At 35.9% G+C, this 20,933-nt stretch carries 28 protein-coding genes and 3 pseudogenes; 22 read left to right on the top strand and 9 right to left on the bottom strand.

Annotated features, from left to right (window positions below; genetic code table 11):
- Nucleotides 1-725: helix-turn-helix domain-containing protein (locus tag JCM21714_RS15275; protein WP_035725624.1), on the top strand; the 725-nt coding region annotated here is incomplete at its 5' end.
- A 94-nt stretch (nt 726-819) separates the two neighbouring features.
- Here the strand turns inward: JCM21714_RS15275 and JCM21714_RS15280 are convergent.
- Together JCM21714_RS15280 and JCM21714_RS15285 are read right to left on the bottom strand one after the other, a co-directional pair.
- Nucleotides 820-1,119 (bottom strand): Dabb family protein, encoded by a 300-nt coding sequence (locus JCM21714_RS15280; RefSeq protein ID WP_035725625.1) that lies wholly within the window; start codon nt 1,117-1,119, stop codon nt 820-822.
- 21 nt (nt 1,120-1,140) lie between these two features.
- On the bottom strand, nt 1,141-1,518 hold the full coding sequence (locus JCM21714_RS15285; RefSeq protein WP_439644492.1) for a DUF6930 domain-containing protein: 378 nt from the start codon (nt 1,516-1,518) through the stop codon (nt 1,141-1,143).
- Nucleotides 1,519-1,579: 61 nt separating this feature from the next.
- Between JCM21714_RS15285 and JCM21714_RS22210 the strand changes: the two genes are divergently transcribed.
- Nucleotides 1,580-1,726: a hypothetical protein gene (locus JCM21714_RS22210; protein WP_235182948.1), complete on the top strand. Its 147-nt coding sequence runs from the start codon at nt 1,580-1,582 to the stop codon at nt 1,724-1,726.
- A gap of 30 nt (nt 1,727-1,756) precedes the next feature.
- Here JCM21714_RS22210 and JCM21714_RS24885 read toward each other — a convergent pair whose 3' ends face one another.
- Nucleotides 1,757-2,212 (bottom strand): DUF7309 domain-containing protein, encoded by a 456-nt coding sequence (locus JCM21714_RS24885; protein ID WP_439644493.1) that lies wholly within the window; start codon nt 2,210-2,212, stop codon nt 1,757-1,759.
- A 12-nt stretch (nt 2,213-2,224) separates the two neighbouring features.
- Nucleotides 2,225-2,716, bottom strand: a complete 492-nt coding sequence (locus tag JCM21714_RS15295) for a plasmid pRiA4b ORF-3 family protein (protein WP_035725628.1) — start codon at nt 2,714-2,716, stop codon at nt 2,225-2,227.
- A gap of 239 nt (nt 2,717-2,955) precedes the next feature.
- Here JCM21714_RS15295 and JCM21714_RS22215 point away from each other — a divergent pair, with 239 nt between their 5' ends.
- The 3 genes from JCM21714_RS22215 to JCM21714_RS15310 are packed head-to-tail and all read left to right on the top strand — an operon-like array spanning nt 2,956 to nt 4,288.
- A complete protein-coding gene (locus tag JCM21714_RS22215) occupies nt 2,956-3,201 on the top strand; it encodes an RNA polymerase sigma factor (protein ID WP_035725629.1) in 246 nt (81 codons plus the stop codon).
- Nucleotides 3,195-3,530, top strand: a complete 336-nt coding sequence (locus JCM21714_RS22220; RefSeq protein ID WP_235182951.1) for an RNA polymerase sigma factor — start codon at nt 3,195-3,197, stop codon at nt 3,528-3,530. The genes JCM21714_RS22215 and JCM21714_RS22220 overlap by 7 nt, the downstream gene beginning before the upstream one ends.
- A complete protein-coding gene (locus tag JCM21714_RS15310; protein ID WP_035725630.1) occupies nt 3,527-4,288 on the top strand; it encodes a DUF4367 domain-containing protein in 762 nt (253 codons plus the stop codon). Before JCM21714_RS22220 ends, JCM21714_RS15310 begins: the two co-directional genes overlap by 4 nt.
- 62 nt (nt 4,289-4,350) lie before the next feature.
- Here JCM21714_RS15310 and JCM21714_RS15315 read toward each other — a convergent pair whose 3' ends face one another.
- Nucleotides 4,351-4,809, bottom strand: coding sequence for a hypothetical protein (locus JCM21714_RS15315; protein ID WP_035725632.1), 459 nt, complete (start codon nt 4,807-4,809; stop codon nt 4,351-4,353).
- Between the two features lie 349 nt (nt 4,810-5,158).
- On the opposite strand from JCM21714_RS15315, the gene JCM21714_RS22225 reads away from it, so the two are divergent.
- The 6 genes from JCM21714_RS22225 (at nt 5,159) to JCM21714_RS15335 (ending at nt 9,321) form a co-directional block, all read left to right on the top strand.
- Nucleotides 5,159-5,707, top strand: a complete 549-nt coding sequence (locus JCM21714_RS22225) for a radical SAM protein (protein WP_235182949.1) — start codon at nt 5,159-5,161, stop codon at nt 5,705-5,707.
- Between the two features lie 139 nt (nt 5,708-5,846).
- Nucleotides 5,847-6,293 (top strand): hypothetical protein, encoded by a 447-nt coding sequence (locus JCM21714_RS22230; RefSeq protein ID WP_235182950.1) that lies wholly within the window; start codon nt 5,847-5,849, stop codon nt 6,291-6,293.
- 164 nt (nt 6,294-6,457) lie between these two features.
- Complete coding sequence (gene desA, locus JCM21714_RS15325; RefSeq protein WP_035725634.1) at nt 6,458-7,510, top strand: Delta(5) desaturase DesA; 1,053 nt, start codon at nt 6,458-6,460, stop codon at nt 7,508-7,510.
- An 80-nt stretch (nt 7,511-7,590) separates the two neighbouring features.
- Nucleotides 7,591-7,815, top strand: coding sequence for a hypothetical protein (locus tag JCM21714_RS24890; protein WP_439644486.1), 225 nt, complete (start codon nt 7,591-7,593; stop codon nt 7,813-7,815).
- Nucleotides 7,739-8,725 carry a sensor histidine kinase gene (locus tag JCM21714_RS15330; RefSeq protein WP_369403625.1) on the top strand — a complete coding sequence of 329 codons (987 nt, stop codon included), beginning with the start codon at nt 7,739-7,741 and terminating at the stop codon, nt 8,723-8,725. The genes JCM21714_RS24890 and JCM21714_RS15330 overlap by 77 nt, the downstream gene beginning before the upstream one ends.
- On the top strand, nt 8,722-9,321 hold the full coding sequence (locus tag JCM21714_RS15335; RefSeq protein ID WP_035725635.1) for a response regulator transcription factor: 600 nt from the start codon (nt 8,722-8,724) through the stop codon (nt 9,319-9,321). Before JCM21714_RS15330 ends, JCM21714_RS15335 begins: the two co-directional genes overlap by 4 nt.
- 73 nt (nt 9,322-9,394) lie before the next feature.
- Here the strand turns inward: JCM21714_RS15335 and JCM21714_RS15340 are convergent, their stop codons facing one another.
- A complete protein-coding gene (locus tag JCM21714_RS15340) occupies nt 9,395-10,225 on the bottom strand; it encodes an MBL fold metallo-hydrolase (RefSeq protein WP_035725637.1) in 831 nt (276 codons plus the stop codon).
- Between the two features lie 205 nt (nt 10,226-10,430).
- Here JCM21714_RS15340 and JCM21714_RS23230 point away from each other — a divergent pair, with 205 nt between their 5' ends.
- The 3 genes and pseudogenes from JCM21714_RS23230 (at nt 10,431) to metA (ending at nt 11,990) form a co-directional block, all read left to right on the top strand.
- A complete protein-coding gene (locus JCM21714_RS23230; RefSeq protein WP_268748375.1) occupies nt 10,431-10,859 on the top strand; it encodes a YpjP family protein in 429 nt (142 codons plus the stop codon).
- A 1-nt stretch (nt 10,860) separates the two neighbouring features.
- A complete protein-coding gene (locus tag JCM21714_RS23235; RefSeq protein WP_268748376.1) occupies nt 10,861-11,043 on the top strand; it encodes a YpjP family protein in 183 nt (60 codons plus the stop codon).
- 36 nt (nt 11,044-11,079) lie between these two features.
- Nucleotides 11,080-11,990 (top strand): annotated as a pseudogene (gene metA, locus JCM21714_RS15350) (homoserine O-acetyltransferase MetA).
- Between the two features lie 31 nt (nt 11,991-12,021).
- Here the strand turns inward: metA and JCM21714_RS15355 are convergent.
- Complete coding sequence (locus JCM21714_RS15355) at nt 12,022-12,411, bottom strand: carboxymuconolactone decarboxylase family protein (RefSeq protein ID WP_369403626.1); 390 nt, start codon at nt 12,409-12,411, stop codon at nt 12,022-12,024.
- Nucleotides 12,412-12,624: 213 nt separating this feature from the next.
- Between JCM21714_RS15355 and JCM21714_RS20430 the strand changes: the two genes are divergently transcribed.
- From JCM21714_RS20430 to JCM21714_RS24895, 7 genes and pseudogenes are all read left to right on the top strand, one after another.
- Complete coding sequence (locus JCM21714_RS20430; protein WP_162833711.1) at nt 12,625-12,780, top strand: hypothetical protein; 156 nt, start codon at nt 12,625-12,627, stop codon at nt 12,778-12,780.
- 141 nt (nt 12,781-12,921) lie between these two features.
- Nucleotides 12,922-14,848: pseudogene (locus JCM21714_RS15360) on the top strand (fructose-specific PTS transporter subunit EIIC).
- Nucleotides 14,849-15,246: 398 nt separating this feature from the next.
- Nucleotides 15,247-16,522, top strand: a pseudogene (locus JCM21714_RS15365) (ammonium transporter).
- Nucleotides 16,523-16,559: 37 nt separating this feature from the next.
- Nucleotides 16,560-17,525, top strand: a complete 966-nt coding sequence (locus JCM21714_RS15370) for a DUF294 nucleotidyltransferase-like domain-containing protein (protein ID WP_035725663.1) — start codon at nt 16,560-16,562, stop codon at nt 17,523-17,525.
- Nucleotides 17,516-18,244, top strand: coding sequence for an exonuclease domain-containing protein (locus JCM21714_RS15375; RefSeq protein WP_035725639.1), 729 nt, complete (start codon nt 17,516-17,518; stop codon nt 18,242-18,244). Before JCM21714_RS15370 ends, JCM21714_RS15375 begins: the two co-directional genes overlap by 10 nt.
- Nucleotides 18,245-18,265: 21 nt before the next feature.
- Nucleotides 18,266-18,436, top strand: coding sequence for a MerR family transcriptional regulator (locus JCM21714_RS19555; RefSeq protein ID WP_439644487.1), 171 nt, complete (start codon nt 18,266-18,268; stop codon nt 18,434-18,436).
- On the top strand, nt 18,406-18,504 hold the full coding sequence (locus tag JCM21714_RS24895; protein ID WP_439644488.1) for a MerR family transcriptional regulator: 99 nt from the start codon (nt 18,406-18,408) through the stop codon (nt 18,502-18,504). Before JCM21714_RS19555 ends, JCM21714_RS24895 begins: the two co-directional genes overlap by 31 nt.
- A gap of 44 nt (nt 18,505-18,548) precedes the next feature.
- Here JCM21714_RS24895 and JCM21714_RS15385 read toward each other — a convergent pair whose 3' ends face one another.
- The gene (locus JCM21714_RS15385) at nt 18,549-19,334 is read right to left on the bottom strand and encodes a TIGR00266 family protein (protein WP_035725641.1); all 786 of its coding nucleotides are present in this window, start codon (nt 19,332-19,334) and stop codon (nt 18,549-18,551) included.
- A 310-nt stretch (nt 19,335-19,644) separates the two neighbouring features.
- Between JCM21714_RS15385 and JCM21714_RS20255 the strand changes: the two genes are divergently transcribed.
- Nucleotides 19,645-19,812: a hypothetical protein gene (locus JCM21714_RS20255; RefSeq protein WP_158413539.1), complete on the top strand. Its 168-nt coding sequence runs from the start codon at nt 19,645-19,647 to the stop codon at nt 19,810-19,812.
- Between the two features lie 279 nt (nt 19,813-20,091).
- On the opposite strand, the gene JCM21714_RS15390 is transcribed toward JCM21714_RS20255, so the two are convergent.
- The gene (locus JCM21714_RS15390) at nt 20,092-20,889 is read right to left on the bottom strand and encodes an RDD family protein (protein WP_035725643.1); all 798 of its coding nucleotides are present in this window, start codon (nt 20,887-20,889) and stop codon (nt 20,092-20,094) included.
- Nucleotides 20,890-20,933: the final 44 nt, after the last annotated feature.

Genomic DNA, 20,933 nt, shown 5'->3' on the forward strand with positions numbered 1-20,933 from the left:
ATGATTTTATTGAAATGTTCTTTGTTGAGGAAGGTAAGGGGTTTCATTACATCAATAATGATATTGTGCGAATTAGCAGAGGTGATATTTTTATCATTCCGATTGGAGTAGAGCATGTTTTACGTCCTTCTGATGAGAATAATCAGCTTGTTATCTATAATGTATTATTTACAATAGATTATGTACAAGATGTTTTTAAAGAAATTAGTAAGTTTCAAGATGAAACACTTGTGGAATGGTTATCTAGTAATATTCTCCTTAGGAATGATAATTATCTCCATTTGCAGGATAAGAAGGTACAATGTTTAAATGTAGTACGAGCTATGTTTTTGGAAAGGCAAAAGAAAAATATTGGTTTTGGACTAATGTTGGATGCAAAACTGAAGGAATTATTTATTCTTCTGTCTCGGTTAGATACGCGAGATGAGAAGGACACAATGCTAGCGGGGGGGTTCACTAAGGATATAGAAATAGTTATTTCTTATGTAAATGAAAATTATAATGAATCAATTACAATAGCAGATATGGCAAAATTAGCCCATGTTAGTGAACGTCATTTTTCACGGATCTTTAAAAATTATATGAACCAATCATTCACAAAGTACCTACAAACAATTAGAATAGAAAAAAGTTGTGAATTACTAGAAAATACTAATTTGTCAATTACAGAGATCTGTTTACAAATAGGTTATAAAAATGCGGATTTTTTAGAGAAATATTTTTGAAAAAGGTTGGTAAAACACCTACTCAATACCGAAAAAAAACACTTCAATTAATATAGTTATAGAAGAGCCTTGAATGGATCAAGGCTCTTCTATATTAAATCGGATAATCAACCACAATCACGTCTTCTATTATCCCGTCAAGTTGCTGAACAAATTTTTGGTGGGCAGGGTGTGGACCGTATGCTTGCAGTGCTGACTTTGATTCGAAGGTAACTCTTAGACCGATCGAATAACCTTGGGCGCGTTCTTTTTCCTCTGTTTCATTATGACCTGTTGTTAATGTTATAATTCCAGGTATATCCTTTTTTAAGGACTTCAATTTATTTAGAAGCTCCTGTTCCTTTTCTTGTGATAGCTCTTGCTTAAACTTAAAAACAACTAGGTGTTCATACATCCAAGTAATCTCCTTTACAAGTTAAAATGGTTGATCATTTAATAAGCCATCCTCAATCGCATTCATCATTTCTTCGGTAAATAAATACACTTCTTCTAACTCTTCTACTAGATTGACGTGAATTTCTAATTTATCTGTGACTGGTTTTAAATCATTGGCACGCGCTACGTCATCCATTAATATAACAGAAGGTAAAGCATCAAGTTGTGCGATGAATTGCATAAATGCCTCCTGGATAATCTCTGCTGATTGATGTAAATGAATAAGGTCATGATGCACAGCCAATTTCGATTCCGTATCGATTGCTATGAACATAAAAGGTAAGTAGGGACGCTGTCTTGGATGGTCTTGCACAGGTTCTGGAAACGGCACAAAACCAATTTCAAGTTCCTGATGTATCCTATTATAACTTTTTTGATTCTAGCTAGATCTAATTCGGGAACATATAAGGGTACGGCAATTGGCTGAGACGCAAGATGATAATGTTCCATCGGATCTATGGATGAATCCTGCCATTTCCCAACTTCGTTTACAGTTCGAGCAAACCATTTATCTGCTGAATCATAAATCAAATCTGCATTTTTCGAAGCTCGTTCCAATACGTTGATTAGTTCTGGATAAATTTCATTTAATAATGTCACTTCATCTGTATCAGGCTGCCATGAAAATATCCAGGTTTTAAACTTTGAAAAGAAGGCCATTGATTTTTTCCGCGATATGTTCTGCCAATATTTTTAATAATCGCATAGTCTTCCTCTTCTAGTTCATCACGATCCAACAGATTTAAGGTTAATACCCGGTCGTGAAGCATGAGTGATAACTCGTCAAATTCTTTATTTCCAGTAAAAGTATCGACTAGTGAAAGGATCCCTTTTTTACCAATATAACATGTTACCCCATAATGTATCTCGGCATTACCCATGATAGAACAATAAACGTAGTCTTCAATCGAAGGTGTCCAAATCGCAATAATTTGACTATCATTTAAGAATCGCCAAGGCTTTATTTTCTTTATTTTGTCAACCCAGCTGAAAAGCTCTTCCCAATCTTCGAGAGCCGGTTCATTTTCTTCGACAATTTCTTCAGCAGAAATATAAGAGAGTTCTTAGTTTATCATTTCCACTATCTCTTCATCTGTAAAATCTTGAAAAAGATTCTTATATTCCGTACCTAACATTGCTTCCATAACGTGGTCTTCTTCAGGTGCTATTCCTTTTGCTTCTATACAAACTGGTAAACCAAAATTTTGACTTTTAGGGATAATTTCTTCTAATTCAATCTGGTGCTCCCAATTGTCTCCTAGATCATAAATATAGCGGGCATGATCTTTTGGTTGATGGAATATATCAGATAGCAACACTTCCTCTTCGTCTAGTGCATCCAAGGAGCTATCTAGTGCCTCTTCATCGATTGCTTGTATCAACAGGTTGTTATTTTGCTTGTCGGTTACTTGGAAGAGGTGTAAATGCATTTCCTCCCATTCAAAAGCGGTTTGAATTAGATCGTGTAAATCTGCGAAAGTGCTTTCGGGATCAACAAGAACACGACGCCATACCGGGTTTTCTGTCGACTCTAATGTTATCTTTAATTGAAACATGGATCATAACTCCTTTGCTAGAGAATTTGCTATAGGTTCTGCTTTCGTCATTATAACATGTTGTACGCTTCACTTCCTTTTTAAAAAAGTTATCTATGTGTAATAATTCTTTAATGCTTTCTTCTACTTTTTCTTCCATTTGTATAAATGAGATTTTTTAGAATATTTTGTTAAAATAGTTTATTTGAATGGGAAAAATGTTATAATCTGTATGACTTATAGATGAAGGTGCGGATAATATGTTTAAAAAATTATTTCAAAAAACGGAACCCACTGAGGAAGAATTCCGTCTACTATATGATATGTTTTATTCAAGGGTATATCGTGATGCTTATTTTATTACGAAGGATAGCCATCTAGCACAGGATGCTTTACAAGAAACCTTTGTAAAAGCTTATAAACATATGAAAGGCTTGGAGGATAAAGGTAGAATGGGGGGGCATGGCTTTCCACCATTGCAACGAGAACTGCTATTGATATTCTAAGAAAACGGAAAGGCTCTAATGAAATATTAACAGAAGATATTACTGTTCAAGAAAGACATATGCAAGAGAAAGGTTGCGATTCTTCAGATCTTGTTGAATCAAATCTTGTGAAGGAAGAAATTATGGAAGTTCTAGCGGAAATGAAAGTGGAATATCGCGAGGTTATGTTATTACATTATATTCATGAGTTATCGATTAAAGAAATAGCAGCTAATCTTGATATAAATGAAGGCACGGTAAAAACCAGACTTCACCGGGCTCGTCATGCAATGAAGGAAAAGGTAGAAAAAGATCCCGCCCGACAATGGATAGGTGGTGAAAAGTTATGAAAGATCATGAAAAGAAGTGGCAGGAATGGTTAAAGGAAGATTATCATACCAGTAAAAAACTTCCTTTCTCAAAAGAGGAAAATTGGAATCAAATTAATGATAAGCTATCAAAATCTAATCAAAAGAAAAAAAGGCTGTTGCCTAAAAAAAGTTTATTAGCTGTTGCTGTATTTGTACTGATAATCGTTGGATCAGTTTTTGCCAATTCCAATCAAATTCAAGCATTTGATTGGTTTGTAAATATATTTGTCACCTCGGACGGAGAGATGACTCAAATTAATCAAACAACTTCAGAGGAAACTAGTTCTTCGGAGCAAGCACTACCGGATTTTGATAAGATAACTACAGAGGAAGTACAAGAAGAAAGTAGAAATATGACATTTGAAGAAGCGCAAGCGGAAACAGATTTTAATATTTCTCAACCATCTTTTTTACCTGGAACTTATCGGTTGCAACATGTGGAAGTAGTGGATCGGCATACGGAAAGTTATCAAGTTCTATTACATTACACCGATGATGATGGAGAGATACTGAAGTTAACCGAAACGTATCAGCCCAATGACTTTGCTAGTGCGAAAGTTGTTGACAACGAAAATACAAAGGTTAAGACAGTTGCCTTAGATGGCGGAGAGGCACGACTCATTGTATTTGATGATGCATCCAAGGAATTGATTTGGAGTACTCCACAAATGAATTGGTTACTAGAAGGTACGGTAACGGAAGAACATTTACTAGAAATAGCAGAGTCAATCGAATAAAGAAGCGTCTCGTATCTATTTAGATGCGAGACGCTTTTTAAAATTAACTTCCATTTAGTATTTCAATTCCCCCCAGTAACTGCAATGAGTTGATCAATTGTTCCAGATTGGGTAGTTGTATGGATCGATCTAATTCGATAATCATATCCAGTTTGAATATAGAAGTTGACACTACCGCTAACATATGAGGAATAATAGTTCACAAATCTTTTGCTTTTCCCTGTATTTGTCCATTGCCCAGTCGTTTTATTCTGGACTTGAAGGTAAATCGTACAAGATATCTGCTGTACAGAAGAGTAACTCGAAGTATTACAGCTGCTTCCGACGGTTTGGGAATGGACTCTACGAATAGTAGCATTCCCTTCTTTAATATAATTAGCTGATTGGACTTGGATAATATCTTCTTTAATGGTTGGTTTGACAGTAACTTCATGTTCATTTGCGCTAATATCTGTAATGTAAAAAAAGAAACTAAAGATTGCCATACTAATAACAAATAAGATTCTACTTACATTTCTCATTTTGGTACACCCTTTCCACATAGTAGTACTTTCGAATAATAGACGGACTATCCAATGAGAAGGTTACCAACTTTTCTATACAGGATGTTAAATAAGCAAAATACCAGTAAACTTTAATTTGGTACACATGAAATCTCGATGAAGAATCCTCTCGCCGGGATTTTCATCAAAGCAAACACGTGAAAACCCCCCCTCTTATCAAGATCTTAAATTTTGCAATAAGTTATTTTGCCATTATTTTCAATAAATATGGTATAAGCTAACGGAAATTTTTAAACTTTGGCGAAATTTCAAGGGATGTTTGATACAATAGTTAGATATTAATTAAAAAGGAAGGAAGTTTATCAATATGACCTTTGTTGAGGAAGCTAAACGTTTAATTACACCTGAATTTGATCCGTGGGAAGCCTATATGGATGTCGAACAATATGGTGAGATGACGTTAACCAATATAGAATTTACGACTACCCATTTATGTAATATGAGATGTGCACATTGTGCTGTTGGCTATACACTAAGTGACAAAGATCCTGACGCCTTACCCTTTGACTTATTAAAGAAACGATTGGATGAAATTCCACATTTACGTACATTAAGTATTACTGGTGGAGAACCGATGATGTCTAAGAAATCTGTCCGTGAATATGTGGTGCCACTTCTTCGTTATGCCCATGAACGTGGAGTACGAACGCAAATCAATTCCAACTTAACGTTACCTTATTCACGTTATCAAGCGATTGTTCCTTATTTAGATGTTTTACATATATCCATAATTGGGGGGGAACGGAAGAGGAGTTTGCAACTACAGGTTTTGCGAATATGGAACGAAAACCAAGTGAGGAAAATCGCAAGAAATACTTTTCAAGAATGGTGGACAATTCACAAAGATTGGCGTTAGAAGGAGTAATGGTCTCTGCAGAAACAATGTTGAATAAAAGAACTTTTCCCTATTTAGAAAAGATTCATGAGCATGTCGTTGAAATGGGATGTGTTCGTCATGAAATTCATCCAATGTACCTGTTGATTTTGCCAGTGATATGCAAACCCTATCCTTATCCGAAATGCAAGAAGGAATCGAAAGGTTATTGGACCATCGCGATACATCGATCTGGATGTTATTTGGAACCTTCCCATTTTATCCGTGTAATAAGAATGAAAAAGAACTTGCATTACTAAAACGTTTATATCGTGAAGATAAGGTGACAGTAAGAAATGATCCTGATGGCAGATCTCGATTAAATGTCAATATATTTTCGGGCGAGGTGATTGTTACTGACTTTGGAGATGAGGAGGAGTCTTCACTTGGTAATATTCAAACGACCTCTTTGCAAGCCTCCTATCATCGTTGGATGAAATCAAAAACAGCTATATCTTTAAACTGCCATTGTCCGGCCGTAAAATGTTTAGGCCCGAACATATTAGTCAAAAATACGTATTATCAAGATGTAGATTTTACAAAAAGGTCAGCAAATATAACGAGATAGAGCTCAGTTAAATTTGCTAAGCTATTCTTATTTTACATCTGTGAAAAATCAATCCATGTAACATGACAAATGTCATATCAAACTCATGACACCTGCTTCTAATAAAAAAAGTAATAATAGGATACACTTTTAAGTATAAGAAAGCATTGAAAGTAGGGATTATGATGAGTAAACAAAAACAAGCACAATTACGAAAAGATGTTATGCCTTACGCAACTTCACAAACAAAAAAAAGTATTTTCCAATTAGTAAACACCATACCACCATTTTTTATCCTATGGTTTTTCGCTTATCAAAGTTTATCGATATCGATATGGTTAAGCTTAGCTTTTTCAGTTATTGCAGCAGGCTTTATGGTGAGAACATTTATTATATTTCATGATTGTGCACATCAATCCTTTTTTAAAAATAAAAAAGTAAATCGTGTGATCGGAACAGTGACAGGGATTCTTACGCACTTTGCATTTGAAAAATGGAAAAGAGAACACTCGATTCATCATGCGACAAGTGGTAATTTAGATCAGCGTGGCACGGGTGATATCTGGGTCATGACAGTCAAAGAGTACGAACGTGCAAGCAAATCGGAAAGATTACAATATCGTCTTTATAGAAATCCGCTTGTGATGTTTGGTTTAGGACCGCTTTCGTTATTCTTATATGAAAATCGTATTAATCGCAAGGATGCGCGAAAGAAGGAACGTTGGAATACGTATATAATTAATATTGCGCTTGTAGTTATATACACAGTACTTTTCTTGACATTAGGCTGGCAGGCGATTCTATTAGTGCAGCTGCCCATCGCTTATATTGCAGGTGTATTAGGAATTTGGTTATTTTATGTTCAACATCAGTTCGAAGATTCTTATTTTGAAAATGAGTCAGAATGGGATTATGTAAAAGCAGCAGTAGATGGGAGTTCCTATTATAAATTACCGCGATGGTTGGAATGGATGACAGGGAATATTGGGTATCACCATGTCCATCATCTAGCACCGAGAGTGCCGAACTATCACTTGGAAAAAGCGCATGCAGGAACACCACCATTACAACAAGCAACAACGATCACATTAAAAACAAGCTTGGAATCGATTCGCTTTCGTTTATATGACGAAGAGAAAAAAATGTTTATCAGCTTTAAAAAAATGAAAAAAAAGTTGGTAATGAAAAATAAGGTATCCGTATCATCAGCAAAAACATCACAAACCATTCGCTCTTAAGCTGATGACCCCCTCGTCCTAGATGGATGGGGGGGTTTTACTATGTTTTGGTATAATGAAAAGGGAAGGAGCGGATAAGGATGTATCATTGGTATCATATTTTTCCGAAAAATACAGGTCTAAGCTTATATATTTGGATTATTTTTTGCGTGTTGCCCTTTTATTTTATATTCCGATCTACATCTATGATTGAAATTAGCTCTGGAATAGCGGCCACCTTATTATTTTTTGGCATCTATTGGATGTCGTTTATTTCTAGGGGGGCCGCTAGTATATGTAGGGTTAAGCATAGAATTTGTAATTAATATTATTATGACTATCTTATTTGGTTATGTTTATTTCGCGCTCTTTTCAGCCGTTTTTATCGGTAATATCAAGAGAAAAGCCGGTTTTATCACAATGTATGTTATTCATTTGGTAACAACCGTAGGAGCGATTACGGCTGGCTTTTTTCTGAATTATTCGCTGTTTTTAATGCATATACCTTTCTTGATTATGACGATATTAGGTGTTATCTTAATTCCGATCAATCGTTATAATCGATTTAAACAAGTCGCGCTAGAAGGCCAATTAGAAGATGCTAACCGAAAGATTGCCCAGCTTGCTATTATTGAAGAACGCCATCGAATTGCCAGAGATTTGCATGATACCTTAGGCCAAAAATTATCGATGATCGGACTAAAGAGTGAATTATCGATAAAATTGATTGAAAAAAATAAGGAAGCTGCAATCCATGAACTTCATGATGTGCAACAGGCAGCTAGACAAGCACTAAAGGAAGTTCGCGAAATGGTTTCAGATATGCGAACGATTCGTATTTCGGATGAAATCGAGCATATAACACAATTGTTGAAGGCAGCTAATATAGAGTTACATATTAAATTAGAAGCCGATTGTGAGCATATACCTTTATTTGTAGAGAATGTCTTAAGTATGTGTTTGAGAGAAGCAGTAACGAATGTAGTTAAACATAGTAATGCAGAAAATTGCTATATAAAATTAAGTGAATCCAATAAATCTATTCAATTGAAAGTGGGAGATGATGGGAAAGGAATTAGTCAAAAGCAAGGTCATGGAAATGGTTTGCAAGGTATGAAAGAGCGGCTGGAGTTTGTCAATGGAATATTAGACGTAGAAAGATCTGAACAAGGATTTACTATTTGTATTGCTGTCCCAAAAATTTTAAAGCAAATAGAAGAGGAGGAGAAGTTGTGATCAGGATTGTGTTAGCAGAAGATCAACAATTACTCTTAGGTGCATTAGGTGCTCTGCTAGATATGGAAGATGATATGGAGATTGTGGGAAAAGCGGCTAATGGAGAGGAAGTTATTACTTTAGTAGAAAAGAAAAATCCAGATGTTTGTTTAATGGATATAGAAATGCCAGTAAAAACTGGATTAGATGCAGCGGAAGAATTACGCGACCATCCCTGTAAAATTATTATTTTAACTACGTTTGCCAGACCAGGGTATTTTGAGAGAGCTAGAAATGCAAGGGTGGGTGGCTACCTGTTGAAAGATAGTCCAAGTGATGACTTAGCTCAATCGATTCGTCAAATCATCAAGGGTAAGAGAATTTATTCGCCAGAGCTTGTGGATTTAGCCTTTTCTGAACAAAATCCATTATCGGAACGTGAAATCGAAGTGGTAAAACTTTTAACAGAAGGTAAAACAACTAAAGGTATTGCCAAAGAACTTTATTTAACAAATGGTACAGTACGCAATTATATCTCAGTAATTTTAGACAAATTGGAAGTAGATAATCGGATTGAGGCAATTACAAAAGTAAAGGAAAAAGGTTGGCTGAAGTAGGAATGGTTTATTACAGTGCTAAATGTCTGTAAGACCCCCTAGTTATTAGGGGGGGGTAAACAGACGCTAACTTTTATTGGCGCTTGTGTTTAGGAATAGCGTTATCGATAAAACCGTCTGCTAATTTTTTGAGTTCTTCTTTCATGAATCCCCCTTGCATTGGTAAACCATGTCCAGCTATCACAAAGTCAGGCTCTAACTCAGCCAAGGTTTTTACCGATTTGTCGGCTGCCATCCAATCCTGTGTGAAGTATGCGGGTGGCCCGTATACATGTTGAATAGGGAAAAACATAGCCCACGTTGATTCAGGCTTTTCGGTGGAAATAGCATCCCCCCCTGCAATCAAAAAACGATCACTCTCTCGAAACAAACTAATGTGCCCAGGAGTATGCCCAGGAGTTTCGATATATCTCCATTCTTTTAAGTGTGGAAGCGTCCCATCATCAGGTAATGCTGTGACAACTCCCTCTAGATGCTCAGGTTTCGTAGGAAAAAGAGTAGATAATAAAGAAACCAGGCCTCCACCTACTGTAGGATCACCTGGTGGATAAGCTTTTTTTCCTGTTACATAATCCATTTCTTTTTCGTGAATATAGATAGGTACGTTCCAATGCTCTGCAAGCTTTTTTGCTGATCCTGTATGGTCAAAGTGGCCATGTGTTAAAATAATAGCAGTAGGTGGCTTGTTTCCATATCTTTCTTCACAGGCATGTAAAATTCTCTCTTTATATCTTCTTAACCCTGTATCTATTAAAATCCAATCTTCATTAGGCGCCCCCCCAATCATAATGATATTTGAAAGTATTGTTCGATAATAGGCGACATCTCTTGTAACTTCTTCAGGCAGAGCGTGATCAAAATCATGTTCAAGCTGCTCTAATTTATCTAAATGTTCTTGATCCATAGTTATCCCACCTTACAATCCATTAGTATGTATATTTTGTCTTCAAAAGTATGATTTATGCAGTAAATAAAAAATTAATGCCAGTCCAAATAACTAAAATGTAAGTAAAATCAGTGTAAAATCAGAAAAATATCCTTACATGTATGGACAAATAGGTAAAACATGATAAAATTTTAGTAAGAAGATATGAGGGAGTTCGGTTAAGATGAAATTATGGATGAAAAAAATAACCGTTTTATTAGTGACAGTTTTAACACTTGGTTTATATGTCCCACCGATCTATCTTGATGCAGAATCAGATGTGGATAAGGGTGAAGTCGAGCCAGGCGAAGATCAGTCGAAACAGTTAGAACAAGGCGTTGAAGATTCGAGTATATCGAAAGCAGACGTTATTGTACCAGAAGAAACCAATCATCTATATTTACAAGAATTAAATAACCTTGCGAGGGAGCAAGTGCTCATGAAGCTAGGTAATAAAATAACAACGAAAATAAATGTTGACTTAGATCGTGTAGTTCTCCCTAACTTAGAAGTAGTACTTGATCATCTATATGAAAAAATTGGAGAAGAAGAAAGCCAATTTTTAATGATTGCAGAAGAGCCGTCATCAGGATACGGGGGAACGCATTTTTAATTTGCATAATATCAAAGAAAAGCAAGATGTTGCTAGATTTCATGTAAATAGAGTTCGCAAGCCACAAGATGGTTATTATTTTCAATTCCATTATCATCTGCCAAATGATCAATATGAAGAACATTTACCGTTAGCTGATATTTATTGGGGGGGAAAAGATACACCCCCAAAATGGATGTCGTAATAAAAGGAAATACTATAAAAAAAGGAGTCATCACAAATGCCTATAAAAGTGCCGGATTTATTACCAGCAAAGAGTAAATTGCAGGAAGAGAATATTTTCGTTATGGATGAAAGTAGGGCATTTACACAGGATATTAGACCTATGCAAATATTGATATTAAATTTAATGCCAATAAAACAGCAAACAGAAACCCATTTATTGCGTTTATTAGGCAATAGCCCGTTACAAATAGATGTAGGTTTATTGCGTACGAATACACATACATCTAAAAACACATCACTAGAGCATTTAAAGCAGTTTTATAAATCAATTGATGATGTAAAGTCTAATAAATATGATGGTTTAATTATAACAGGAGCACCAATCGAAAAATTACCTTATGAAGATGTGACATATTGGGAAGAACTGTCGCAAATTATGGAGTGGAGCAAAAATAACGTTACGTCAACTTTGCATATATGCTGGGGTGCGATGGCTGGTCTCTACTATCATTTTGGGATTGATAAATATATTATGCCTGAAAAATTATCAGGTATTTATACACACACGTTAAACGACCCAAGAGAGAAGCTGTTAAGCGGTTTTGATGAAGAATATCTAGTGCCACACTCACGGAATGCTGATGTTCGAAAAGAGGATATCGAAAAGGTGTCCGGTTTAAAAATATTAAGTGAGTCCGACAAAGCTGGGGTGTATATGGTTGCTTCAACAGATGGGAAACAAATTTTTGTTACGGGGGGCATCCTGAATATGATGCATTGACATTAAAGAAGGAATTTGATCGTGATGCTGCGGCAGGATTAAACCCAATGATTCCAGAAAATTATTTTCCAAATGATGATCCAACTCAAATACCAAAACTAAAATGGCGCACACACTCCAATATATTATTATCAAACTGGTTAAACTATTACGTCTACCAAGAGACACCATATCAACTACGGTAGTGCGATGGATCAAATACAACTAGAGGACAGATCAGCTGCCCTCTAGTTTTATTAATGGGATTTTTGCTGGTAATGGGAATATGTATCCATTGCAAGTGTAACAGCTTGAGCAAAGGCTGCCCCCTCCACCTAATGCCGCACTAATGGCTAGTGTTTCCATTACTTCTGTTTCATTGGCGCCATTTTCTACTGCACCTTTTGTATGATAAATGATACAGTATTCATCTTGTGCATAAATGCTGATAGCTAATGCCATTAATTGCTTGTTTTTCTTATCGATCTCACCAGCCTTGAATGCTTCTTCCGTAAAGTGAAAGTAGCTAGATGTCATTTCCGGTAGATGCTCTTTCATTCGAGTTGTACCACGTTTGTAATCCTCAATAGCTTGGTCAAAGTAACTAACATCATTAAGATTTTCCAATTTTCATTCCACCTTTCATTCTAATGTGTGATGGAATAGATCATTTTATACAATACTTTAAAAGAAATTAGCTAGCCCCCCTCTTAATAACTATGTACTATCCTGAAAATATTAAATTTAAGTCTATATTTTGATGTGTACTATCTTGGTTTATTAAACTTCCACTCAGGGTATTTGAAGTATAAATGCTACTACAGAGAGGAGTTTACTATAGTGGATCAAAACAAAGAAATAGAAGTCGAAAAGAAAGAAAAGAAATCCGATCCTAGTAAAGTCGGAGTTGCCTTAATTAAGTATGTGACGTATTTAATTATATTTTTCGGTATTCTCTGGTTCTTAATCACTTATGTATTCGGACAATTTTTATAAAATAATGCTACTAACTGATTAGATCTTCATCTTTTAAAAGATGAAGATCTTTCGTTATAAATGAATGGTAAGAATCAGCAATTTTTAAATCTAAAGTACAGGGTATACTGTGATTAATAAATAATTTAGTGAGGTGACAATATGAAGATATTAGCGATTACTTCGTGTCCAAACGGAATAGCTCATACATATATGGCTGCTGAGAACTTAGAAAAAGCAGCTGAGGAAATGGGCACTAATATTAAGGTAGAAACACAAGGATCAATTGGTGCGGAAAATGAGTTGACATCCGCTGAAATTAAAGAAGCGGAAGCGATCATTATTGCAGCGGATAAAGCGGTGGAAAAAGATCGGTTTATTGGTAAGAAATTAATTGTAGTAGGTGTACAGGAAGGAATTCGAAATCCTAAGCGTTTAATTGAAAAAGCGTTAAATGATGATATACCTGTTTATCAAGGTGGAGACAGTAGCAATCGAGATAAAATGCCAACTTCTTCTGAAGCAACGAAACAAAATCCTATTTATCGTCATTTAATGAATGGTGTATCGTTTATGGTACCTTTCATTGTAGTTGGGGGGGTTGTTAATTGCGATCGCATTAACTCTTGGCGGTCAAGCAGGTGAAGGTGGCATCGCTATTCCAGAAGACTCGTTCTGGAAGGTAATCGAACAGATTGGTGCAGCTGCGTTCAGTTTCATGGTTCCAATCTTAGCAGGTTATATTGCCTATAGTATTGCAGATCGTCCTGGTTTGGCACCGGGTATGATTGGTGGTTATATTGCTGCAAATGGGAGTTTTTATGGAAGTGAAGCTAGTGCAGGTTTCTTAGGTGGTATTATTGCAGGTTTCTTAGCAGGTTATATCGCCTTATGGATTAAGAAAGTCCAAGTTCCAAAAATGATGCAACCTATAATGCCGATTATCATTATTCCGGTATTATCTTCTATAATTGTTGGTCTATTATTTGTCTTATTGATTGGTGCTCCAGTAGCACAAGTATTCGAATCCTTAACTGGATGGTTAGCAGGAATGCAAGGTACAAGTTCGATATTATTAGCCCTCATTTTAGGTGCTATGATTTCCTTTGACATGGGTGGCCCAGTAAATAAAGTAGCCTTCCTGTTTGGTGCAGCTATGATCGGTGAAGGTAATTATGAAATCATGGGACCAATTGCAGTCGCGATTGCTGTTCCACCAATTGGACTAGGTTTAGCGACGTTATTATTTAAAAATAAATTTGAAAAAGCACAACAGGAAACAGGTAAAGCATCTATAACAATGGGATTCTTTGGTATCACAGAAGGTGCTATTCCATTCGCTGCACAAGATCCATTTCGTGTGATTCCTAGTATTATGGTTGGGTCCATGGCAGGTTCAGTTGTAGCGATGTTAAGTGGTGTAGGAGATCGAGTTGCTCACGGTGGTCCAATCGTTGGTATATTGGGTGCTGTAGACAATGTGGTGATGTTCTTCGTAGCTATTATTATTGGGGGGGCGATAGTGACAGCGTTTATGATTAAGTTCTTGAAGAGAGATATTACAACAACTCCGATAAAAGATACGACAACGCAAGAGTCGCCTAATGCATCTGATCAAAAGGTAGAGAATATAACGAAGTTAACAGATATCACAAATGTCAACTTAATTGATACAAACTTAAATGCTACTTCAAGAGATGCGGTTATAGAAGAATTAATTGCAAAATTAGATAGTGAAAATGTGTTAACGTCAACGGATGATTTTAAACAAGCAATATTAGATCGAGAGGAAGAAAGTTCTACAGGAATTGGGATGAACGTAGCAATTCCACATGGTAAATCAGTTGCAGTAAAAGCTCCTCGTGTAGTTTTTGGATTAATAAAAGATGGAGTAGATTGGCATAGCGCCGATCAGTCCTTAGCAAAATTGATCTTTCTGATTGCTGTTCCAAAACATGCTGAAGGGGATGCACATTTAAAGATTCTCCAGATGCTTTCACGAAAATTAATGGATGATGACTATCGTGATAAATTACTACATGTCCAATCCGATCAAGAGGCATATGAATTATTAGAAGAAATACAATAAACATTAAAACCCCCTCTCCACAAGAGAGGGTTTTAATGTTAACTTGATTCCTACCAATATGGCTCTTCTTGCAAAAATTCCTTTTTACTTGCAGATCGCACTGATCTTCTTGCAGAATTCCCTTTTTACTTGCAAATTCCTTCTTTTACTTGCAAATTCCTTCTTTTACTTGCATATCAAGCTATCCTTCTTGCATTTTTAAAATTTCACCGTTCGTATCAAGAGTTCAAATTTTATTAAAAATAAATATTTGGCTAATCATTAATGGAACCTATGATAATTCTACATTACTGAAAAAACTTGTTAGATAATCTTACATAAAAATTGTGAATAGTCTGAATTCAACATAAACTATACGTAACAGTTGATGTTAATATTATTTACAAGGAGAGGAAAACATGATGGAAATTGTACTTATGGATAATTTATGGGTCATTATTGGTACTTTCTTAGTTTTATTAATGCTTGGAGGATTTATTTTGCTTGAGGCTGGTTCCACGAGAATGAAAAATGCCGGTCATATTGCAGGAAAAACTATTTTCACAGCCGGTATTGGTTCCTTAGTCTTCTGGGCAGTAGGTTATGGATTTATTTACGGGGGGGAAGGGAATTGGTTTATCGGTCTATCAAACTTCTTCTATGGAGATACCTCTTTTAGTGGAGACGGCTTATCGCCAGCAGTAGATTTTATGTTCCAAATGATGTTCGCGTTAGTAGCACTTACGATTGCATTTGGTGGTTTTGCTGAACGTGCAAAGTTATCAGCATATGTCATCTTCGCAGTGTTATTCTCAGCTTTAGTCTATCCGGTAGTGCACATTGGATCTGGGGGTGGAGGCTGGTTAGCTGACCACGGCAAACAAGACTTTGCAGGCTCTACAGTAGTACACTTAACAGGTGCGATGGCAGCTTTAGCAGCAACAATTATTTTAAAACCGCGTATTGGTAAATATAATAAAGACGGTTCTTCTAACGAATTAGCGGGACACAATCAAGTATATACAGCATTAGCAGTTTTGCTTCTATGGGTAGGTTGGTTTGGATTTAACGGTGCAAGTACATTCGGTGTTTCGGATGCATTCTTTGGATATGTTATTCTTAATACACAATTAGCTGCTGCTGCAGGTGCAGTTGCTGCCTTATTCGTTGCTTGGTCTTTAACAGGTAAAGCAGATGTTCCAACAATGTTAAATGGTGCATTAGCAGGTCTGGTTGCAATTACAGCATCGTGTGGTTTCGTTGAACCATGGGCAGCGGTTCTAATCGGGGGCAATTGGTGGCATCATTGTAGTTGGCAGCATGAAATTCTTTGATCGCGCTAAAATTGACGATCCAATCTTTGCACTATCTGTTCATGGTACAGTTGGTGTCTGGGGAACACTTTCTACAGGTTTCTTTGCAACTGAAGAACTGTCGATCGGTGCAGAATGGGGTCTTCCAGGTTTATTCTATGGTGGTGGATTGGAACAATTAGGTGTTCAAATATTAGGTGTAGCAGCTAGTGGCGCTTATGCATTCGTTGTTTCGTTCATTATTCTGAAAGTAATGGATAAAGTGATGGGTGGTATCAGAGTATCTGAGGAAGAAGAAATCATTGGTCTTGACTTAAGTGAGCATGGCAGCTATGGATACCCAGAAAATATTCCACTTCCTCATGAGGAACAAGCGAAGTAAAATGATTTCTTCTCAATTAAAGGAGATGACTTCCGACATGCGTTACGAAGAATTGAAACAATATCGGGAGCAAAATATCCAAAAGCAAGCAACACATCAGCAACTGAATGATTTTCATGATAAGGTAATGAAGAATACAGTGGAGCTTGCGATCAAAAAGGTTGAGAAAGAGCAGGGACAAATCCCTGCTCCCTTCGCCTTTTTTATAATGGGTAGTGCCGGTAGAATGGAACAATCCGTATGGAGTGATCAGGATCATGGTATCATCTATGCTGGTGATGAGGAAGAGAAAGAATACTTTCTATTTTTAGGAAAAGAAATTGTATCTGGATTAGAAGAAGTAGGCTACGAACGTTGTGATGGAAAAGTGATGGCTTCTGAATCCATGTGGACCAATTCAATAGACAATTGGGAAAATCAAGTAATGGAATGGCTGGATGAAGCAAGTTGGCAATCATTAAGACATTTTTTAACATTTTTTGACTCGCGTGTTCTAATTGGAAAACAAACTTTCCTTACAGAGATCAAGCAATCTGTTTTTATATATATCAAGTCACATCCAGATATCGTACGTAGACTAATTGATAATGTCGCTTTTATCAAAAAAGGTGTAGGAGTGTTTGGACAGTTATTACCTGAACAAATAGGAAAAATGGCTGGTCAAATTAATATTAAAACGACAACCCTGTTTCCTTATGTTAACAGTCTTCGCTTATTGGCGTTAATAAATCAAGAACCAAAGGCATCCACATTGGCAAGGTTTCGAGCGCTACAGTCAAAGTATTCATATATAGAAGAATATCGTACTTTATTTGAAAGTTTATTAGAATTCAAGTTGCCATTTGCTCAACATGCTAACAACTATGAAGAGGTACATTATATTCCAATAAAGCAATTATCAAAAAGTGATAAACAGGTGTTAAAAGAATATATAAAAACAGGCACAGAACTTTTTAATCAAACTAAAAATATATTAAAAGAAGAGTGTTTAAAATGGGAATGAATCAAATGCTCCATTTTATAAAACAGATGTCAGGTAAAATGAGTGATATTAATCCTGTATCAAGTCAAACAGATGCAAGAAAAATAGCATATATCCGAAATTTACAACGGGAACTGAAACAAAAGGATGTTCTTAATACACCGTTTAAAGATTTAGATACAGTGGTTTTTGATATTGAAACAACAGGATTTTACCCTTATAGTGGCGATCGCATACTATCAATAGGTGCGGTGAAAATGAAAGGTTCTGAGATATTAGAAGATCAATTATTCTATAAAACAATTTTTAGTGAATTACCACCACCACCAGAAATAGAAACACTGACAGGTATAACTGCTACAGAATTACAGCAAGCAGCTGATTTACCAGAAGTATTGAGACAATTTTTTCATTTTGTAAGAAGTGATACCTTAGTGGCACATCATTCGAGTCACGAAAAACAATTTATGAAGCAAGCTAGCTGGACAGCACTAAAGACAAATTTTCAGCATCGCATTATCGATACAACGTTTTTAACAAAAATAGTATCACCGGAAAGTAAGCATATCACTTTGGATGATTGGTGTGATCATTATGGAGTGGATATTGGGCGCAGGCATCATGCTCTTTACGATGCAGCAGCAACCGCTAAATTATGGTCTGAAAACATGAAAAGGGTAGAAGAAATGGGATTTATAAATCTTAAAGATGTTTATACACATATTGCCAGTTTGACATAACCTGAAAGGAGAAAGGAAAAGATGAAGCATGATATCCCAGACCATATGGCCACCTTTCCGATCAGTGTAGTGAAGGATCTTACGAAACTTAGTGGAAGACAAATTCGCTATTATGAAGAACAAAGGTTAATTTCGCCGGCAAGAATGAAGGGAATCGAAGAATGTTTTCGTTACAGGATATTGAACGATTAAGACAAATAAAAAAATATATAGATCAAGGCATTAACATTGCAGGGATTAAAGCGATGTTAAAAAAATAAAACTGCCATCGTTATCAGGAGAAATAACGATGGCAGTTTTATTATCATTTATTAAATAAATCAAATACTCCGCCGATTCCGCCTTCACCTTTATTTCCACCTTTATCTGGGAGAGCAGCGAAGACCTTACTTGCTAAACGGCTAAATGGCAGTGATTGCACCCAAACAGTTCCTGGGCCGGATAGTGTTGCGAAGAAAATACCTTCTCCGCCAAACAATGCGGTTTTGATGCCTCCTACAAATTCGATGTTGTAATCAACGTCACCTGTCATTGCTACAAGACATCCCGTATCGACGCGAAGTTTTTCACCAGGTTGTAATTCACGCTGATGAATCGTTCCGCCAGCATGAACGAAAGCAAGTCCATCCCCCCCTTCTAGTTTTTGCATAATAAATCCTTCGCCGCCAAAAAAGCCTGTTCCAATTTTCCGTTGAAACTCCACTCCAACAGCAACACCTTTAGCAGCTGCCAAAAAGGCATCCTTTTGACAAATTATTTTACTGTTCATTTCGCTTAAATCCATTGGAACGATTTTACCTGGGTAAGGTGAAGCAAAAGAAACATGCTTTTTTCCGACACCTTGGTTGGTGAAGGTTGTCATAAATAAACTTTCACCTGTAATGACGCGTTTACCTGCACCTAATAATTTGCCAACTAATCCACCCGGATTAGAAGAACCGTCTCCAAAAATAGTTTCCATTGTGATCTCGTTATCCATCATCATTAAACTGCCTGCTTCTGCAATTACTGTTTCCTGCGGATCTAATTCCACCTCGACAAATTGCATATCATCTCCATATAATTTAAAGTCAATTTCGTGATTGTTCAATTCTCATCTCTCCCTATTTTAATAGTATGTTTTTCTATACGTATGATAACATGAATTTGTTTCGAAATTTCAGAAAATTCCAATTATTGATGAATATTTATTCAATAATTTTATGAAAAGGCTGTTATAAACGCTAATCTATAATTTTCTAACTGTTATTAAATTAAGAGTATTATAGGAATATAAAGAGAATTAAGAAGAAAATAAAAGAATTTCATATTATAAGTTTACAATTTAATAAAATATGGTAAGATATAATTAAATTCATTGATAAATGAAGAATATTTTTTGGGAAAGGGGATAGTTGACTATGGTTACTTCCTTATACATGGTTTCTTTAACTATTCTGCTTACTTTTCTAGTTTTATCTGTCGCAGAAAAAATTTTCTCTCGTAGAAAAAAACTAAAAGTAGAGATGCAATTAGAACCAACACATGCACAAGTAAAACCGGCTATAGCTGGTAAAGAAATGAGATAAATGAAACTAGTCATCAACACATGGCTAGATAAAATAAAGCCTCCTGAACTAATCAGAAGGCTTTTTGTTTTGCGTAAAATAATATTATAATCGCACAATTTATCTAAACTGCGAAGCACTGCTTTACTTTGAAAGTACGATAAGTGTTTACAAAAGCTCCGTTCATATACTTCGCTTTCCGCAGCGTTGAATTTACAGTTTTCTAAATACTGTTGTCAAACAGTTAGTTCGCAGTTTGTGTCTAATGCTTGTTTGTTATTTTCTTGATTTAATCACCATTTAGTATTCCCATTCTTCCTTTAGATGGAGATAGAGTATAAGCAGCCATTCTTCTTTCGTATTTCTTCTATTTGTAATTTTATCTTCTATTTTTGGTAATAATATATCACTAACTTGCACGGTTAATTGCGCCTTTTCTTTGGCAGGCACGTCGACAACACGATGAACATAGGTTTGTAATAGCCGCCAATCTTTTTGTGAAAATTGTTTAATATCAATTGCTTCAAGCGCTAAATCATTTTTTTGGATGTCTTTTTTCATTATATATTTCTGTAAAGGTGTTTGTTTCCGTGACTTCTTGCTTTTTTCATGGACAACAAGTGTGCCAGCCGTAATATCCCCCCCTAATCTTTTATGCTTTGGATGAGCAAAGATAAGAATGATACCTATGGCAAATGCAGCAGGCAAAGAATCTATAACTCTCATGAAATTACGAATGATACTAGATAAAAAAGTGATATTATGGCCGTTTTCCTGAATAACCCGTATCCCTAACAAACGTTTTCCAATGGTTCTTCCACCCCAAAAATATTCAAAGAAGATAAAATATCCAAAATTAAGTAGAAAGTAGAAAATGATAACAGTGAAAATAAGTATACTTTCAAAATTTCCAAAAAAAAGTTCGCTAAAGCTATTATTAAATGCCAGTAATAAAAGTAACATGATCACAATTTGAGTTACGATAATAATTGTATAATCAATAATATTGGCAGCTGACCGTGAGCCTAAACCAGCTAATTGAAATTGTAATGAGACATATTCGGGAGTTTTAACCCCCCCTAATTTTTCTTGTTCCATACGCTACCTCTTTCTGTTCATTTCATATTTGTGTGTGTTTATCT

This window comes from Gracilibacillus boraciitolerans JCM 21714 (assembly GCF_000521485.1).
Lineage (GTDB): Bacteria > Bacillota > Bacilli > Bacillales > Amphibacillaceae > Gracilibacillus > Gracilibacillus boraciitolerans.